Raw genomic sequence first — 17644 nt, forward strand, 5'->3', positions numbered from 1 at the left:
TTTAGTGCAAATATACAACGCAAAAAAAGCAATTGTTATGGTGAATCCATTATTTAATCGTCATTTTATTAAATTACTGGACCTCAGTACAGAAGAGATAAAAATGCTGCTTGATTTGTCAGCAAAACTGAAAGCGGAAAAGGAAAAGGGTGTATTGATACCAAGGCTTGAAAACAAACAGATTGCGCTGATTTTTGAAAAAACTTCAACACGAACCCGTTGTGCATTTGAAGTTGCTGCCAAAGATATGGGAGCGCACACCACGTATCTGGGACCAAGCGGCAGTCAGATAGGGCATAAGGAGTCCATAAAGGATACGGCCCGCGTATTGGGTCGAATGTATGATGGTATTGAATACCGTGGATTCGGTCAGGAGATTGTTGAGGAACTGGCTGCATACGCAGGTGTACCCGTCTGGAACGGATTGACCAATGAATATCACCCTACTCAGATTCTGGCAGATCTTCAAACCATGCGGGAACATTCAGACAAGGAGCTTAAAGACATCACATTTGCGTATTGTGGTGATGCCCGTTATAACATGGGAAATTCGTTGATGGTTGGAGCTGCAAAGCTTGGAATGGATTTCAGGGCTGTGGCTCCAAAGGCATTCTGGCCAAACGAAGAACTTGTGAAAGAATGCAGGATGATTGCCGCTGAGACCGGATCAACAATAACATTAACCGAAAGCGTTGATGAAGGTGTAAAGGGATGTGATTTTATTTATACTGATGTTTGGGTCAGCATGGGAGAACCACCTGAAGTTTGGGCCGAAAGAATAAATATGCTGAAACCCTATCAGGTCAATGCCGAAATGCTGCAAAAGACAGGTAAGGAAAATGTGAAATTTCTGCATTGTTTACCTGCATTCCATAACAGGGAAACCAAAACAGGTGAGGAGATATTTCAAAGGTTCGGAATGGATGCACTGGAAGTGACCGACGAGGTTTTCGAATCAGAAGCATCAATTGTTTTTGATGAAGCTGAAAACAGGATGCATACCATCAAAGCAGTGCTGGTAGCAACTTTGTGTGAGCATTTCTGACAGTGGTATTTAGCAGTATTTTTTAAGCTTGCTGATAAGTAATTGTGGCTTTATTGGTTTCGTAAGGTAGTCAACACAGCCTGCCTTTAGGCATTTCTCTATTTCTTCCGGCATGGCATAAGCAGTTTGTGCAATTATGGTTGCGGAAGGATCGTAACGCATAATATTTTGAGTGGTATTAATTCCATCCATTCCCGGTAAATTTATATCCATAAGGATAGCATTAATATGTTTCGCGTTCTTTTTATATTTTTCAATTGCCGATTCTCCATTGTCGGCCCACATAATTTCTACTCCGGAACTTTTAAGTGCCTCTTTAAAAAAAGTTACAATGTTCTCCTCATCTTCAACCAATAATATGTTGACGCCGTTAAGGGTTGCGTCACCGTCTTCCTTTAATTCGCTTTCTGATAAAAGGTTGAGTCCAAGACATTCTTTATAGGGAATTGTAAAATGAACAGAAGCCCCATCTTTATAATCTGTATCAACCCAGATATTACCGCCCAAAAGATCAGTTAATCCTTTTGAAATAGCCAGTCCAAGACCGGTTCCTCTGTATTTTCGGTGAGCTTTGGAGTCAAGGCGGTAAAAACGTTCAAATATTTCGGAGGCCTTAGCAACGGGGATACCGATGCCTTCGTCCTTAACAAAAAACTCAATTTTTTTATTATTGATTTTGTATCCGAAGGTTATTTTTCCTTTTTCAGTAAATTTTATTGCGTTGTTCAGAAGGTTTACCAGAATTTGTCGTAATCTTAATTTATCCGTACGTATCAGTTTGTGATTCAGTTCTGAATCCCGGTCAATCAGAATTTCAATCTGTTTTTTATTTAGGGTTGTTTTAAGTCTGTCATATTCTGTTTTAAGCTGATAAAACAGTTCACTTATATCAACAGGTTCTTTAAATATTTTTATTTCGTTAGCTTCAATTTTTGAAATATCAATAATGTCGTCGATAAGGGATAAAAGCGACTGTGAGTTGTTATTGATGATCTGCAGGTACAGATCCTTTTGCTTAGGTGTTATATCATCTTCTTTTAAAAGTTCTGAAAATCCAATAATCCCATTCATGGGTGTTCTTATCTCATGGCTCATATTTGCCAGGAAATTGTTTTTATGGATATTTGCGATTTCTGCCTGCTCTTTTGCCCGTATCAACTCATTTTTTATTTCTTCCTCGGCTGTGATATCCCAGTTTACACCTATCATCTTATACGGATTGCCATTAGGTTTTTTAATTATAATGGCTTGTGAATGAATGCAATGTACTGACTTGTCCGGATGTAATATGTGGAATTGGTCCTTGTAGTCTTTCACTCCCTGCAACGCAAGTTTAAATTCTTTCATGGCTTTATCCCTGTCGTTTGGATGTAGTGCTTTTTGCCAGCCTTCAAAATGGTTACTGAATTTGTTTTTTTGAACGCCATAGATTTTATACATCTGATCGTCCCAGTGTAGCGTATTCGTTTCAAGATCCAGTTCCCAGATTCCAATGTCGGCCGATAGTGTTGCCAATCTGAATCGTTGGGTAATTTTATTTAATTCCTCTTTTGCATATTTTTGGGCAGTTATATCGGTATGAGAACCAAATATGCGGATTACTTTTCCATTGTCGTCCAGTATGGAAGCTGCTTTACTGAAAATCCATACATAATTCCCATTCTTATGTTTTAACCTGAACTCAATTTCAAAAAAATCTGTAGGGTTATTAATGTATGAGTTTAAAGCATTGTTAGTCTGTTCTTTGTCATCAGGATGAAGCAATTTATTCCATGTTTCAAATTTATTGGCCAGTTCATTGCCTTTATAACCCAACTGCGCTTTCCAAATAGATGAATAATAGATTCTGTCTTCCTTAATATGCCAGTCCCAGATCCCAATGTTTGATGCTTTGGTAGCAAGATTATACCGTTCTTTGGTTTCAGTGAGTTTTTTGTTTTTCTCTTTGATAATTTCTTCGTCAAGATATCTTTTTGTTACATCAATGGTGATTAAAACAATATATCCTTCCTGAACCAGGTAGCCGGATATTTCAAAATATTTATTTTTCAAATCAGAAAAAACTATCTTACGTATTGGCCCCCGATACGTTATGATTTCATCGAAGATATCAATCCATTTTTTGTATCTGTCAGGCCAGACTTTGGTTAACGGTTTTCCAATGATGTCCTTGGTTTTAAGTCCTGAAATCTTTTCGAATTCTTCATTCGCCTCCATAAAAATGGAGTCGACTGGTTTACCGTTGGAATCTGTAATTATCCTATGCAGTGTAAAGCTGCTAGGCATTGTACTGATGAGCTTTTTGTACTTTTCTTCGCTTTCCTTTATCCTTCTTTGAGATTCTTTGGTATGTGTAATGTCTACAAATGTAATGACTACGCCTTCTATAAGATTTCCGGAAGTTTTAAAAGGGCCTATTCTTCTAATATATGTGCATCCTGAACTATCCTCAACTTCTTTTTCAATGGTTTCAGCATTTTTTAATACCAGATAAGAATGTTTGATGATCTCATCCATTATATTGTTATTGAATTTAGAAGAAAAGCTGTTAAATGGTCGGCCTACATCATTTGTTTGTACATTAAAAAGATCTTGTACTTTGGGTGTGAAATTTCTTATTTTAAGATTAATGTCTAAAAATATGGTGGCTATTTCAGTACTATCAAGTAGATTCATCATGTCATCATTTAGTTTGATGAGCATCGCGTTTTTTTCAGAATATTCATTGTTAAGAGAGTTCAGCTCTTCGTTAACCGATTGCAATTCTTCGTTTGTTGCCTGAAGTTCTTCATTGGAAGCCAGCAATTCCTCGTTTGAGGTTTGCATTTTTTCTTTAATGTAATCCAGTTCCTGTTTTAATTTTAGATTTTCTTTTTCAAAATCCTCCAATTCATTTTCAAGATCCTGAATACGTTGTTCTGAGATTTTATCAAGTTTCGGAAGCTCAAGAATCCTGGTGTCCTTTTTTAAAGGATTTTCATTCATAAATAGCACCGCGATGTTAGGGTAAGCTTCTTCGCTGTCAATATAAAAGATCTTTAATTTAACTTCATAGATTCCTTCCGAACTATCAATCCTGAGCTTTTTTATTGTCACAGGAACTTTAGTTGACTTGACTTCAGATATGGCCCTTTTCAAAATAATCGCAGATTCCTTTTTGAGCATTTTAATCAGGTTTGGCTGAAATATTCCCTGATCTACCTTTAGGTATTTTGAAATATCACCTTTGATATAAATAATGTTATCTGCCTGGTCCAATAATATCATTGGAGGTAACAGATTTTCGAGAATTTTCTGAACGGAGAATTCATTCATAGAAGTTGATTTAAATAGCGGGTTAAAATAGGTATATGATTTTTCACTGAATCCTGCAGTGTTTTGCGGATTTATTTTATTATAAGAACTAAGTCTTTTTTTCTTCTTAACGATCTGAAAAAGTTTCCATTTTGAATCAATAACTTTAAAAAATGGTTTCAAAGATCCCAGGTTTTCACTTTTACCCAACAGGAGGTAGCCTTTTGTTTTTAACGAAAAAATAAAATTTTCCAAAACTTTTTCCTGTGTTGAACTTTGGAGGTAAATCAATAAATTTCTACAGGAAACAAGATGAATATTTATAAATGGAGGATCGGATATCAGATTGTGTTGAGCAAACACTATCTTTTCACGTAAGAATTTTTTTACACAATACCCTTCGGTAGAAATATTAAAGTAGTATTTTCTGTCCTTTTGACTAACTCTTTCCAAAGCTAATTCAGAGAAACAACCTCTGCTGGCATAGTTTACTGAAAATGATGAGACATCTGTGGCAAAAATTTTAAAATCGGTATTTAAGTCATGCCGACGGATATAATTATTAAGTAGTATTGCCAGTGAATATGCTTCTTCTCCGGTACTGCATCCTGCAACCCATATTCGTATAAGCTCATTTGTGTTTAACAAACCGGGAATAACTTTTGATTTCAGAAAACTAAATACATCTGTATCTCTGAAAAAGGACGTTACACCAATCAGGATATCATTTTTAAGCGCTTCTGTCTCCTGGGGTGAATTCTGAAGAAGCTCATAATATTCTTCCAGGGAATTCAGCCCTGACATAGTAAATCTTTTATTTACTCTTCGGATCAGTGTATTAGGCTTATAGGAAGCAAAATCAAGACCCGTTTGTGCTTTCAAAAGTGTTATGATTTGTTCTGGTATATTTTCCACAATACTCACACAGGTAAATTCTAACCATAAATATACATTTTTTTGTTGATTAATAAGATATTTGCACAATTGAATTCTGTATAGTGTAATAGAATGAGAATTGGAGATATTAGTTTGAAGGACAGAGCTGTAATCCTTGCACCAATGGAAGATGTTACGGATGGTGTGTTCAGGAAAATGTGCAGAAAATTTGGTGCAGATCTCGTATTTACAGAATTCGTTTCGGCAGATGCTTTGATTCGGAACGTCAACAGAACTGTGAATAAAATTCAGATTGATCCGGAAGAAAGGCCTGTTGCCATTCAGATTTACGGCAAAGACCCGGATGCGATGGCTGAAGCTGCAAAAATTGCAGAAGATGCAACACCGGAAATTATCGATATTAATTTTGGCTGCCCTGCCCGAAAAATTGCTACAAAAGGAGCTGGGGCAGGACTGTTGCGCGATATTCCACTTTTGATGAAAATTACAAGGCATGTTGTTAATGCTGTTAAAACTCCGGTTACAGTTAAAACCAGGCTGGGCTGGGATGACAATTCAAAACAAATTAAAGAGATTGCTTTACAGTTAATGGATACCGGTATAAAAGCCTTAACCATTCATGGGCGTACAAGGGAGCAGATGTACAAAGGTTCGGCTGACTGGACTTTAATTAAAGAAGTTAAACAGATGCCGGAAATAACAATTCCAGTCATAGGTAATGGTGACATCAGTACACCGAAAGAAGCTGAATTTGCATTCAATACCTTTGGCGTGGATGCTATTATGGTCGGACGTGCATCCATAGGTGCTCCATGGATTTTTAAAGAGATTACAGAATACCTTACAACAGGCGAAAATAGGACGTGGTATTCTAACGCACAAAAAGTGGATATACTGAAGCAAATGCTTTATGAAAACTGCGAAAAGTCAGGAGAAATAAGGGGTATATTACATACCAGAAGACACCTGGCTGCTTCACCTGTTTTTAAGGCCCTGGATAATTTCAGACCGCTGCGAATTAAAATGTTACGATCCGAATCTGTGCAGGAAATTTTTTCAATACTCGATGAAGTAACAGATACTTATTTTGCCTAAAACCCAATGTTAAAGCCTGTTGACATGGTAAACAGATTTCCTCTGAAAAAGGCAGGAATATATCTGTCAGCCATCTCTCCGTCTGTATTGCTAAATGATGCATTTACAAACAAATGTAACCCGTAAGTAGGCTCATAGTTAAAACACAGGTTAGCAACTGATCGTCTGTATTTGACTTCCTCTATAAAGGGATGCCGGACAAGGTCTGGTGATGTACGGTTATAACCGTATTCTTCTCCTTTTCGTTCCAGTGTGTAATTCCCGGTAATATTCATGTTTTTTGCCGGATGGAACCGGAGTTCAAAAAATAGTACGTCAGCATTATCCCGCATATAGTGGCCAATATTGTAACCATTGCTTTCATAGGTAGTTGTGGCAATATCGTGCTGGTAGGTTACAGGAACTGTTTTTGTATATTCCGCTGTAAAAAAAAGATTATCAACGGGCCAGTTACTAACCATTATGCCGGTTTTCTGACTATAGAAATTGTGTTCATCCGGTGATGTCCAACGTGCAATTTTTAATTCGTCAATGAACTGAACATGATACAGATGTACATGATTAATTCCTCTGAAGCTGATGTCGAAAAACATGGAGGAATTCTGCCCCACATTTTTACCTATACCATCTGTGGAGTTATTGGAGTGGTCAACTGATTTATAAAATAAAAAAGGGATAAGATAGCCCGGATTAATCTGGTAATCGCTGTAAACAATGGAATTGCCGAACGACAGGTTCAGTGTTTTCCAGGGCCTGAATGTAAACATGTTAGAAGCAATATATTTTTTATGCATCACATCGCGGTGTATACCGCCATTCAGAACATAGGAATTTGTGCTGTCAATCACATTTGAGATCAGCCAGCCATGCATATAATTGAATTCAAACCAATCCCAGGGAGTGAGTTTAAGTTTGATATGTGCAAAAGAAGGGGCCCTGTCAGAAATAATGTTGGATCCCGAATAATTGGTTCCAAGCGTATAGAAATCTTTGACCAGTCCTACTGATACCCAGTCTTTTTGATACGTAATTCCACCCAGCATTTCGCTGTAATCCAGTCCTTTGTAGTTACCCCCTGTACGCCGTGTCAGAAAAGCAGGTTTTGATATCGCTTCAGATTCATGATTATCGCGCAGGCTTGCATAAAATCCCCAATTCCCTTTTGATCCATAAGCTTCAGCACCGCCCCAGCGATGGTACATTGATCCATTATCATTGAAAAAATAATTGATTCCCCAGATGGGTTTAACAGCCAGTTGTGATCCTGAATCGGCATAGTAAAAGCCTAAGGGATGAAGAGAAAATGAGATGTCATCTTTAGGCCTGTAAATATCAATATCACCTTTTTGCTTTTTGTTTTCAGATATATCATTTTGATATTCCCTCAAATACCAGTTCAGTTCTTTGGCTTGTCGTGCACTGAGTTTATCTTTTTGATTTTTTATCTGAAGTAATAATTCTGCAACTGTTTTACGCGAATACGGTTTAATGGAAGTATTTAAAACAATCAGCTTTGCGTTTGCCATTTCATCCAGAAAGGCATAAATATCTGTTTCATGGATATTCACAGGTATATCCTGAGCAGAAATAACCTGAAGCGAAAAAAACAGTAATATGATTATTTTAATTTTCATTCTCAAAGATTTACAGGATCAAAAATAGTAATTATTGTTACAGGCCGATGATGAATCCGGTTCTAAAAAAGAAATCCACATTCTCATTATAATCCACCACCCTGAATGACGGATCATCACCCTTGTGGTTTATAAAATGTATTCCGGCAAATAAAGATGAACTGTATCCCGATTTTAAAGTAAATTCAAAGCTGAAAATATCAGTCTTGCGCTTAACAGGACTAAGTATTTCAAAATCGTAGGGGTAGGGATTTGAATAAGTGTAACTATCACCCCAGGCTTCTCGCTGATAGCTAGCCTGAATCATGAGATTAAAAGTAGGGTTCATCACAAATTCCAATCCATAAAATCTTCTGTTGTCCACCGAATACCTGTTTGTGCTTAACCATAAATTATATAAGGGTGAAGTTTTGTGATCTAAAAATAACGGAGACTGAACATTGTAAAATCCATGGATGCTTAGATTCGGCGCAGGCCAGTTGCTGAGCGAGACGTCAAAATACATAGCATGTACATTTTTATCGTAGTCTGATTGCATCCTTTCCATGCTGAATGCGTCAATAATATGGCTGAAGGAAAAATTCAGATGTTTAACAGACGCGATATTGATCCTGTAAAACAGAAAAGTATTTTGTTTCGGATCATTGGAAACATAAAAATTTACCGGAATCAGGTACGTTGATTTAAAGCCGTTATTTTTTAGAAAAGCCGATTGACCCAGTGCTAATTCAATTGATTTATAAGGATTAATGATCAACTGATTAGTAGCAAATGAGGTTATCAGGTTGGTGCCTGAAAAGTAATTTGAAATTTGTGTATTATCAAAACTTGTATTAATGTATCCGGTTCTGAACTGATAGGATAACCATGGCAATGGACTGGTTGTGATTAAAATACTAGGAAATGCGGGTGTGTAAGTATTCAAAACACTTATTTCTTTAGCAACCGGCATTAATTTCGGATTATCGAAAGAAAAAGCCGTAGTAAGGAAATTATTAGAGAATGAAATACCCGCCTTGATTTCGTTTTGAGATGCGTAACTAAAACCCAGCGCAGGGAAATGCTCCTGAACATACGGCTCGTAGGTGTACTGTGAGTGTATATTTCTACGATAAGAAAAATAGTATCCTACAGGTCCAATATTACCAGATGTTTTTAACCCGTAATGATATTGCAGGTTTTTGTCAACGCTGTTAAGGGTAAACATTGTGCCTGCTAAAGGTGTTAGAGAAAAGCCTCCATTTTCATTTCGTACATAAAGTCCGGGAGGATTAATTCCCAGGGAGAAATTCTCAAATCTTGCAATATCCACATCGTGCTCGTACCATCGGTTTGCTTCGTTGTACAACTTGAAATACCTGACATAAAATCCAAGTTCCTGCTTTTGCCTTTGGTTAAGATCTCTGGCGTTGTATTCGGCTTGTTCAAGAATATAATAAATGCTTTTTTCTGACCATTCAAATGAACTTTGATTGAGGTTATCAATTATATGTTCAGTTTCCAGTTCGTTAAGGAATAACATCAAATGATCGTCCGGAGATACAGGTACATATTGTGCAAAGCCGGATATGCTTATAAACAGGAATAATATGGCAGATTTAAACTTCAAGATTACGATATAAAAACAAATGTAGTAATTTTTAGTTACAACCGTCAGACTGGTTTTTTTGTCACCTTCAATTGATTAATTTTGTAAAAATTTATTTCATGGCTAAACCATTAATACTCATAACAAACGATGATGGATTTCGTTCTAAAGGCATAAACAGTCTTGTGGAAGCGTTAAAACCTTTAGGCGAAATTTTTGTAATTGCACCGAACAGTTCCAGGTCAGGTATGTCCGGGGCTATAACTGTAAAGGAACCTATTCGAATAGCAAAAGTTTGGGAAGAAAAAGGAGTCTCAATTTATCGTTGCAGCGGAACACCGGTTGATAGCGTTAAAATAGCTATTAATCAATTATTGCCACGTAAGCCTGATATAGTAGTTTCAGGGATAAATCACGGTTCAAACACATCTATTAGTGTGCATTATTCCGGGACTATGGGTGCAGCTATTGAAGGATGTTTTAACGGCATCCCTTCCGTTGGAATAAGTCTGAAGTCATTTGATCCGGATGCTGATTTTACGCAGGCTGAAAAATATGCGAAAACAATTGTAAAGGATGTTCTGAAGAACGGTTTGCCGAATGGTGTTTGCCTGAATGTTAATGTGCCTGACGAGGAGCAGATTAACGGGGTGAAGATCTGCAGACAGGCTAATGGAGTGTGGTCGGAGGAATTTGAGAAACGGGTTGATCCGCATGGCGGAACATATTACTGGCTCACAGGGTATTTTAAAGATCATGAACCTGACTCAGAAGAAACGGATGAATGGGCACTGAAAAATGGTTTTGTTTCTGTGGTTCCCTGTATGATTGATTTGACAGCTTATAACTTTATGGATAATTTAAATAAAAGGTTAAATGGTTGAACCGGATCCGGATTACAGTAAATTTTGGTGGGGATTCTTACCGGGGATTGTTTTGCCACCGGTTATTATGGCCATATATTTTTTCGTGAATGTTTCTACCGATGCCTATCTTGATTTTTTTCAGGAAATGGTGAAGCAGAGAATATTTCCGGCTTTGGTTGCGGTAAGTTCAATTATTAACCTTATTATTTTTTACTTTTTTATGCAAAAAGAAAAATGGAAAGCAGGACGTGGTGTTATCCTTGCAACCATGATTTATGCATTAGTGATGATGGCTTTCAAATTTTTTTAAGTCATAGAACACAAGAATTAAAATACAAGCTATAAGACAAAATCCTGATTCGTAATTCTTAAAGTTTCCAGTCTATTTCAGTCTTTCCTTTTGAGCGCAAATATTCGTTGGTTCTGCTAAAGTGATGATTCCCGAAAAAACCGCGTGAAGCAGAAAGGGGAGAGGGGTGTACTGATTTTAAAATCAAGTGTTTATGTGGATTTATCATTTCGGCTTTTTTCTGTGCATAGGCTCCCCAAAGCAGGAAGACCAGATTCTCCTTTTTTTCAGCCAGTTGCTTTATGGCTTCATCTGTAAATGTTTCCCAGCCTTTCTTTTGGTGTGATCCTGCATTATGAGCCTGAACCGTTAAAGTAGCATTCAAAAGTAATACACCCTGTTCAGCCCATTTGGTCAAATCTCCGTTTGCCGGAACCGGGATATTTAAGTCTCCCTTAATTTCTTTAAAGATATTATTCAGTGAAGGTGGAAATGCAATGCCTTGCTGAACCGAGAAACAAAGTCCGTGAGCCTGTCCGGGGCCGTGGTAAGGATCTTGTCCTATAATTACAACTTTGGTTTTATTGAACGGACAAAGATTAAATGCATTAAAAATGAGGTTTCCTGGAGGATAAACTTTTTGGGTTTTATATTCATTTTTCACAAAGTTAACCAGTGACTGAAAATATTCTTTCTCAAATTCAGGTTCCAGTACCTCCTTCCAGGAGTCTTCTATTTTAACATCCATTATTTTGTGTTTTTGCTAAAATAGTAATTTGAACGGGAAGAAAAAAGCCCCGGTTTTAACCGGGGCTTTATGGAATTAATTATTCTCTTTTTGTTTGTCTTCTCTTGGAGGCCTTGGAATCAAAACCTTGTGTGATAATTTGAATTTACCGGTTTTTTCATCGATAGAGATGAGTTTAACCTGAATCTTATCACCTTCTTTAAGACCTGTTTCTTCCATATCCTTGAACCGTTTCCAGTCAATTTCAGAAATATGTAAAAGACCTTCTTTGCCTGGAAGAATCTCCACAAAGGCACCAAACGGAGCAAGTGCCTTAACGGTAGAATCGTAAACTTCACCTATTTCCGGTACTGCAATAATTGCTTTGATTCTTGCCATCGCTTTGCTGATACTGTCAAGATTTGCAGCGGCAACCTGAACCTGACCTCTTCCGTCAGCTTCTTCAATAGTAATAACAGCACCTGATACTTCCTGAATCTCCTGAATAATTTTACCACCAGGACCAATCACAGCTCCAATCATTTCTTTTGGAATTGAGAATGCCTCAATTCTTGGAGCATTTGGTTTAAGATCTTCACGTGGTTCTTCAATTGTTTCTGCAATTTTGTCCAGGATATACATTCTTCCGTCTTTAGCCTGGTTCAATGCTTTTTCAAGAATTTCGTATGATAAACCGTCAACCTTGATATCCATCTGTGTTGCAGTTATGCCATCGCGTGTTCCTGTTACTTTAAAGTCCATATCACCCAGGTGGTCTTCATCGCCCAGGATGTCAGATAATACGGCAAACTTCTCATTTCCTTTATCTGTGATAAGTCCCATGGCAATACCTGAAACAGGCTTTTTAATTTTTAAACCTGAATCCATAAGTGCTAAGGTTCCTGCACAGACTGTGGCCATTGAAGATGAACCGTTTGATTCCAGAATATCCGAAACAATACGGATGGTATAAGGTGTTTGTTCTGGAAGCATCCTCTTTAATGCTCTGAATGCCAGATTACCATGGCCAATTTCTCTTCTGCCAACACCCCTTTGTGGTCGCGCTTCGCCGGTTGAGAATGGTGGAAAATTATAATGTAACAGGAATTTCTCTTTTCCTCTTAACAATACGTCATCAATTATTTTTTCATCCAGTTTGGTGCCAAGCGTTACCGTTGTAAGGGATTGCGTTTCACCACGAGTAAAAATTGCAGAACCATGTGCCCCTGGTAAATAATCAATTTCTGACCAAATAGGACGGATCTCTGTAGTCTTACGGCCGTCAAGACGAATACCTTCATCCAGGATCGCTCTTCTCACGGCTTCCTTTTCTACGTCATGGTAGAATTTGCCAATAAGGAAAGCTTTCTCTTCCGCTTCTTCTTCTGATAAACCAGCAATGTATTCTTCTTTTACAGAACTAAATGCATCCTGCCTGGCATGCTTATCAGCGTTCCCTTCAAGTGCAATAGCATATACTTTATCGTAAGTTTTTTCCCAAATATCTTTTTTCAGATCTTCATCTTTCTTTTCGTGGTCATATTCGCGTTTTATTTTACCAACCATTTCAGCCAATTCAATCTGTGCTTTACACTGATCTTTAATTGCATCATGGGCAAACATCATGGCTTCCAGAAGATCTTTTTCGGATACTTCGCTCATTTCACCTTCTACCATCATAATGTTGTCAATAGTAGCAGCAACCATGATATCAAGATCTGCTTTTTCAAGTTCTTCAAAGGTTGGGTTAATTTTCAGTTGGCCATCAATTCTGGCTACACGAACTTCTGATATTGGTCCGTTGAATGGAATGTCTGATACTGCTAATGCAGCAGAGGCTGCCAATCCGGCAAGCGCATCAGGCATATCAACACCGTCAGCTGAGATCAGGTTTACAGTAACAAAGGTTTCAGCATGAAAATCATCCGGGAAAAGCGGTCTTAACGCTCGGTCAACCAGACGGCTTGTCAGAATTTCTGCATCGGATGCACGGCCTTCTCTTTTAAGAAAACCACCGGGAAATCTGCCAAATGAAGCATACTTTTCTTTATAATCCACTGATAAGGGCATAAAGTCAACATCTTCACCTGCTTCCTGTGCAGCTACGGCAGTAGCTAAAAGCATTGTATTTCCCATTCTGACAACAACAGAACCATCAGCCTGTTTGGCTAATTTTCCTGTTTCAATTGTGATGGATCTTCCATCACTTAATTCAATTGTTTTTGTTTTTACTTGTAACATTTCTTTTCTAATTACGCGTTACGTTTTTTAATATATCTCCTTTAAATCGTGGCAAATATACAATTTAATGCGGCAAGTTAATTGTTTTAAATCATTTTATAGGCGTCAAAATATATATAAACAACATCATTTTCAGGTCTTTTATTTAAACCGTCAATTCTTTTAACAAATTTTAATTCAGTCTAAATTACAGAATTTGAAGCCTTTGTCTAAATATGTTTTAAAATCATGTTTTGTAATTATGTTGTAAAACATATTTATTGTATCTTTGAACTGTCAAAAATAATGTTATGAGAATCTCGAAATAGCACAGATGGTGGAAGAAGTAGAAATTCGAGTAAGTTGTTTTTAGAATTAGGTTTATATTTAAACAGTAACATTATGAAAAAGAGAAGTTTATTTTTAGGTTTAAGCTTGCTGTTAGCAGTTTTACCTTTTGGAAGTATGAATGCGCAATTTGCAGGTAGTGACAATGATTTTTATCTGGCATCTAATATTGAAATTCAACCGATTGAGGTTAATGACTCCAAGTCTTCATCTGTTGCCAGTGAAGAGAGCGAATCAGCACTCAGGTTAATAGAAGAGCCGGGGAAAATGGTTATGTACTATTCTGAGGATGTTCTTACGCTAAGCTATGTAAATAGCAGTAGGGGTAGGGTATTCTTTTCAGTAAACGATGAAGATGGAAACATGCTTTATTCAAAGTATTTCAAGGATGAACCTATGGTTCATAGTCGTGTGCTGATGAACAAACTGCCTGACGGTGAGTATGTTGCAGTACTGAGAACTGATAAGGATCTGATCAGAAAGTCATTTGTCATTAATCAGTAATGGTATTGGTCCTTACCAATACCTAAATTCTAACCTCTTTATTTACAATTAGAAAATTTATTAATATTCAGATAATTTAATAAAGGTTTTTCCCACTGGGAAAAACCTTTATTTTTGCATGCTTAAATCAGAAATAATTATGAATTGGTTTGAAGTAAAAGTAAAATATCAGAAAATTGATGAGCAGGGAAAGGAAAAGAAAATTTCTGAGCCCTACCTTGTAGATGCAGTTTCATTTACAGAAGCAGAATCGCGGATATATGAAGAGTTAAAGCCTTATCTTGGTGAAGAGTTTAATATTCTGAATATTAAAAGGGCTAACTATTCCGATTTATTTTTTTATGACTCAGGAGATCGTTGGTTTAAGTGTAAAGTTGTTTTTGTAACGCTTGATGAAGAAAAAGGTGTTGAAAAAAAGACATCAAACTATATGTTGGTTCAGGCAACAGATATTGATGAAGCTTTGTCGAATTTGACAGAATCTATGAAAGATTGTACTGTAGACTATAGTGTTCAGTCGGTTCAGGAAACACCTATTATGGATGTGTTCCCTTACTTTAAAGATGATAATGGAACAGAAGACATTGCCGGATTAACACCGGTGAGTGATCTTGAACCAAATAAAGAGTTTGATTCTGAGGTATAGTCAGAATCAAACTTTATCAGCATATTTTGAGTAATTCTTTTTGAAGAAGTAAATCAGCAGTAAAATAACATAACCCAGTAAGGCAACTTTTATTGCTGATTTTATAGTGTCCGTTAAACCGATATCTATTTTTTTTGTCTCGATAGGAAAATCATCGATTATCTTAACGGGATCATTATAAAGAGCTAATTTTGTAATGAACGGTTTTTTCTCCTTTTCCAGGGCTAACTTATAAGGATGGTATAATTGTTGCCTGTTTTCCCCTAAAATAAATCCTTGTCGGTTATTGAATTGCAGTTGCTGTAAATCTCTGGTTCCATTAAAATAACTGAAGCGCTGTAAGCTATCCAAAAGCTTAATCTCATCGTTTAATGAAGCTATCTGATATTCAGCCTGCTTAAGCCTGAACTGATTGATTTTAACAATGCCAGACTTATTATTTAAATACGTAACTATTTTTTCTCCCAGAACTTCAAATAGTGCAGGATCCTGAACACGTGCTTCAATACACATGTAGGTTGAATCTATTATATTTATCGTATCTTTTGTGGAATGTTTATCATTTATGTCCAGTTCGTCAATAATTCCGTCTCCCCAATAATCAATGTAAAAATGAGGCTTTACAGCGTTAATTTTACTGACTTCTGATGAATCAAGATTAAAAGCCCCTTCAAGAATTGGGTATGTAAACTCATTTTTATTACTAAAGTAATTACTGATTTCTGTAATAAACGGTTTTAAATCCCTCGTTGTCATTGCATTTGAACGAATTTTCATGAAAGACTGATAAACATCTTTTGAGGTCACGGAAGAATATATTCCCCATCCCAATCCAATCAATACAAAAATGATCATGAAAATGTAGTTCTTTACTCCAAAAACTATAAACCACCACATGGTATTGTATAGAAAAATAAAGAATTTCGCAATTGATCTTCCAATGGATTGAAGCAGATCGAGCAAATCAATCTCTTTTGTTTTGTCCTCTTTCATATGTGTTGAGATAATAATTTATTAAAGCAAAAATATATTTTAAATCTTAATTCTGAAAACTTAAATCAGTTCCAATACATGTTCTATTAATTGACTGATTACTATTTTGTAGTCTTTGCTGTATTTCTTTGTTACCCTGTTGGCGATTATGGCACACAAAGTAACAGCATTGTGGGCAAGCAATTTTGATAGCCCGGCAATCGCAGAGCTTTCCATTTCGTAATTGGCTATAATAGATCCGTTAAAATTAAACGTTTCAATTATTTTATTTATTTCCCGGTTTGAAGTTTTGAGCCTGAGTTCTCTGCCTTGTGGCCCATAAAATCCAGGCGCAGAAATTGTACAGCCTTTAATAATATTCTCGCCATCCAATCTTTTAATAAGTTCTTCGGATGCATGAACCACATAGGGTGAAGCCAGCTCCGGCAGCCATTTTAATTCCTTTTTCAGATATGATTCAAATTGCAGATCCGAAATTTCATTTCTTCCTTCATAAAAATTCAGCAGCCCATCAAATCCAATGGATCTTTCCGACATGACGATTCTATCAACCGGAATATCTTTATGAAGTCCTCCCGATGTTCCAATACGAACGATATCAAGTGATGTAAGATTTGACTTTATTTCGCGGGTCTCAAAATCAATATTGACAAGGGCATCCAGTTCATTCACCACAATATCGATGTTATCTGTTCCAATTCCTGTAGAAAGAACAGTAATATGTTTCCCTTTATAGTAACCTGTTTTAGATACAAATTCCCTGTTTTCTGCTTCTGATTCTATGCTGTCAAAATGTTTCGTAATCGTTTCTACTCTTCCCGGATCGCCAACTAAAATTACTTTTTCTGCCAATTCTCCCGGTTTAATATGTAAATGAAATGCTGATCCGTCGGGATTAATAATTAATTCTGATTCAGGTATTCTCATGACTAGTACAATTTGTTTTTGGTTATAAATTTAAGGACTTTGCTGTCAATTCTGGTATCCTTAGACGCATTGTTCTGTAAGTTTTCTCGTATCTCTGTACTTGAGTAGTCAAGTAATGGCGCTTTAATTAATTTGATATTGAGGCTTTTATCTGTGTCAGTGGTCTGGTTTCGTGGATATGCCCAAACCTCATACTCAGATAATATTTTTTCATAATTTCCCCATTTTCGGAATTCCGCAAGGTTGTCTCCGCCAATGAGTAAAACAAAATTATTTTCAGGATATTTAGAGCTTAAATACCGTAAGGATTGGTATGTATAAGATGGTTTTGGAAGCTGTTCCTCAAAGTTTGTAGCTCTGAATTCCGTTTTATTCTCAATGGCAAGCTGAACCATTTTAAGTCTTATGTCGGACGATGGTTTCTTTTGTTCTGTTTTCCATGGATTTTCAGGTGAAACCACAAACCAGATTTCCTCCAGATCGCTGTTTTTTAAAATAAATTCTGCGATTTCTACATGTCCTTTATGAATAGGATTAAATGAGCCGAAGAATAAACCGGTTTTCAAAGAAT

At 36.7% G+C, this 17644-nt stretch carries 14 protein-coding genes; 6 read left to right on the forward strand and 8 right to left on the reverse strand.

Going from position 1 to position 17644, the window contains the following annotated elements; translation table 11 throughout:
• Positions 1–37 precede the first annotated feature (37 nt).
• A complete protein-coding gene (gene argF, locus ACE01N_RS16450) occupies positions 38–1045 on the forward strand; it encodes an ornithine carbamoyltransferase (protein WP_380591414.1) in 1008 nt (335 codons plus the stop codon).
• Between the two features lie 9 nt (positions 1046–1054).
• Here the strand turns inward: argF and ACE01N_RS16455 are convergent, their stop codons facing one another.
• On the reverse strand, positions 1055–5263 hold the full coding sequence (locus ACE01N_RS16455; protein ID WP_380591417.1) for a CheR family methyltransferase: 4209 nt from the start codon (positions 5261–5263) through the stop codon (positions 1055–1057).
• An 84-nt stretch (positions 5264–5347) separates the two neighbouring features.
• Between ACE01N_RS16455 and dusB the strand changes: the two genes are divergently transcribed.
• Complete coding sequence (dusB, locus tag ACE01N_RS16460) at positions 5348–6331, forward strand: tRNA dihydrouridine synthase DusB (RefSeq protein WP_380591420.1); 984 nt, start codon at positions 5348–5350, stop codon at positions 6329–6331.
• Here dusB and ACE01N_RS16465 read toward each other — a convergent pair.
• Both ACE01N_RS16465 and ACE01N_RS16470 read right to left on the reverse strand, forming a co-directional pair.
• The gene (locus ACE01N_RS16465; protein ID WP_380591423.1) at positions 6328–7965 is read right to left on the reverse strand and encodes a hypothetical protein; all 1638 of its coding nucleotides are present in this window, start codon (positions 7963–7965) and stop codon (positions 6328–6330) included. The genes dusB and ACE01N_RS16465 overlap by 4 nt on opposite strands.
• A gap of 37 nt (positions 7966–8002) precedes the next feature.
• Entirely contained in the window at positions 8003–9574 is a 1572-nt protein-coding gene (locus tag ACE01N_RS16470) for a hypothetical protein (RefSeq protein ID WP_380591426.1), read from the reverse strand.
• A gap of 98 nt (positions 9575–9672) precedes the next feature.
• Between ACE01N_RS16470 and surE the strand changes: the two genes are divergently transcribed.
• Positions 9673–10437 (forward strand): 5'/3'-nucleotidase SurE, encoded by a 765-nt coding sequence (gene surE / locus ACE01N_RS16475; protein ID WP_380591429.1) that lies wholly within the window; start codon positions 9673–9675, stop codon positions 10435–10437.
• Positions 10430–10729: a hypothetical protein gene (locus ACE01N_RS16480; protein ID WP_375728614.1), complete on the forward strand. Its 300-nt coding sequence runs from the start codon at positions 10430–10432 to the stop codon at positions 10727–10729. Before surE ends, ACE01N_RS16480 begins: the two co-directional genes overlap by 8 nt.
• Before the next feature lie 58 nt (positions 10730–10787).
• Here the strand turns inward: ACE01N_RS16480 and ACE01N_RS16485 are convergent, their stop codons facing one another.
• Both ACE01N_RS16485 and pnp read right to left on the reverse strand, forming a co-directional pair.
• On the reverse strand, positions 10788–11456 hold the full coding sequence (locus tag ACE01N_RS16485) for a uracil-DNA glycosylase (protein WP_380591433.1): 669 nt from the start codon (positions 11454–11456) through the stop codon (positions 10788–10790).
• Positions 11457–11531: 75 nt separating this feature from the next.
• Entirely contained in the window at positions 11532–13676 is a 2145-nt protein-coding gene (gene pnp / locus ACE01N_RS16490) for a polyribonucleotide nucleotidyltransferase (RefSeq protein ID WP_380591436.1), read from the reverse strand.
• A gap of 381 nt (positions 13677–14057) precedes the next feature.
• Between pnp and ACE01N_RS16495 the strand changes: the two genes are divergently transcribed.
• On the forward strand, positions 14058–14507 hold the full coding sequence (locus tag ACE01N_RS16495; protein WP_380591439.1) for a hypothetical protein: 450 nt from the start codon (positions 14058–14060) through the stop codon (positions 14505–14507).
• Between the two features lie 139 nt (positions 14508–14646).
• Entirely contained in the window at positions 14647–15153 is a 507-nt protein-coding gene (locus ACE01N_RS16500; RefSeq protein ID WP_380591442.1) for a DUF4494 domain-containing protein, read from the forward strand.
• A 6-nt stretch (positions 15154–15159) separates the two neighbouring features.
• On the opposite strand, the gene ACE01N_RS16505 is transcribed toward ACE01N_RS16500, so the two are convergent.
• Genes ACE01N_RS16505 through nadD form a run of 3 tightly spaced genes read right to left on the reverse strand, consistent with a single transcriptional unit; the run spans position 15160 to position 17639 of the window.
• Positions 15160–16146, reverse strand: a complete 987-nt coding sequence (locus ACE01N_RS16505) for a hypothetical protein (protein WP_380591445.1) — start codon at positions 16144–16146, stop codon at positions 15160–15162.
• Between the two features lie 60 nt (positions 16147–16206).
• Entirely contained in the window at positions 16207–17073 is an 867-nt protein-coding gene (locus ACE01N_RS16510) for a nucleoside phosphorylase (RefSeq protein ID WP_380591447.1), read from the reverse strand.
• A 2-nt stretch (positions 17074–17075) separates the two neighbouring features.
• Positions 17076–17639 (reverse strand): nicotinate (nicotinamide) nucleotide adenylyltransferase, encoded by a 564-nt coding sequence (gene nadD / locus ACE01N_RS16515; protein ID WP_380591449.1) that lies wholly within the window; start codon positions 17637–17639, stop codon positions 17076–17078.
• Between the last annotated feature and the right edge of the window lie 5 nt (positions 17640–17644).

Source organism: Quyinboa ferrireducens (assembly GCF_042436675.1).
Lineage (GTDB): Bacteria > Bacteroidota > Bacteroidia > Bacteroidales > UBA5342 > JBHJHP01.